Source organism: Enterobacter sp. PL1, from assembly GCF_945957325.1.
Lineage (GTDB): Bacteria > Pseudomonadota > Gammaproteobacteria > Enterobacterales > Enterobacteriaceae > Enterobacter > Enterobacter roggenkampii.
The window spans coordinates 1-1,086 of the sequence record NZ_CAMFKT010000085.1 but is presented as its reverse complement, the minus strand read 5'-3'; the positions used below and the strand labels follow the sequence as shown (position 1 = coordinate 1,086).

Below are 1,086 nucleotides of genomic sequence, written 5' to 3'. Positions count from 1 at the left end.
CTAGTATCTAATACAAACACTAAAACGGGCCATCAGGCCCGTTATATCAGTGCTCTAACTCCAGCTCTCTTGCCTGCATCATCTGTTGACAATACCAGGCATAACGTGCGCAAAACCAGGTTCTATGTTCTTCATCCATGTTACCAGTAACGGCCAGAATATCGACCGGGCGACCTTCTGCGTGCATTCTGGCAAAACTACGCGCCAGGAAATCGAAATTATTTAAAGAATTAAGACTATGATCCATAAGCTCATCCTCCGGTTATCGCATACCTTTTAAGGCCATATGCTTTTTCTGATTTCAGTATTCCCCAATCAGTGTAGTGCCTTTAAACATAACGTGCGTAAATATATTGTCCCCGATCACACTTTTTAGTGAAAAATAAAAAACCATATTAAAAGACTTTCTCTTCCAGAACTTCTCTAACCTGTATTATTATTAACACAGATAAATGTAAGCAAGGAAATTATTACAAAGTAAATATTGCGTCACTAAATGGACATTGGAGTGATATATGATTTTATTCGCCGACTATAACACCCCTTATCTTTTCGCTATTTCCTTTGTACTGTTGATCGGCCTGTTAGAAATTTTTGCGCTTATCTGCGGTCACATGCTCTCCGGTGCTCTTGATGCACATCTTGACCATTATGATTCCATAACCACAGGTCATATTAGCCAGGCACTTCTTTATCTCAATATTGGAAGATTGCCAGCTCTCGTCGTTCTCTGCTTACTGGCTGGTTTTTTTGGTCTTATTGGCATCCTGTTGCAGCATGCCTGCATCATGGTCTGGCAATCACCACTGTCGAACCTGTTCGTGGTTCCTGTCAGTTTACTGTTTACGATTATTGCGGTGCATTATACCGGTAAAATAGTTGCGCCCTGGATTCCACGCGACCATAGTTCAGCTATTACAGAAGAAGAATATATTGGTAGCATGGCGTTAATTACCGGTCATCAAGCCACTTCAGGTAATCCCTGCGAAGGAAAACTCACCGATCAATTTGGCCAAATACATTATTTACTACTGGAGCCTGAAGAAGGAAAAATTTTCACTAAAGGAGACAAAGTGTTAATTATTT

General features: G+C 40.6%; 2 protein-coding genes. One reads left to right on the top strand and one right to left on the bottom strand.

Annotated features, from left to right (window positions below; all coding sequences use genetic code 11):
- Positions 1–46 precede the first annotated feature (46 nt).
- Positions 47–247 carry a cell surface composition regulator GlgS gene (glgS, locus tag N6P30_RS24355; protein WP_000350095.1) on the bottom strand — a complete coding sequence of 67 codons (201 nt, stop codon included), beginning with the start codon at positions 245–247 and terminating at the stop codon, positions 47–49.
- 268 nt (positions 248–515) lie between these two features.
- Between glgS and N6P30_RS24350 the strand changes: the two genes are divergently transcribed.
- A partial coding sequence (locus tag N6P30_RS24350; RefSeq protein ID WP_023563383.1) for an OB-fold-containig protein occupies positions 516–1,086 on the top strand: 571 nt, incomplete at its 3' end.

Excerpts from the sequence above, each read along its gene's own strand:
- glgS (WP_000350095.1), bottom strand. The coding sequence starts at position 247 with ATGGATCATAGTCTTAATTCTTTAAATAATTTCGATTTCCTGGCGCGT.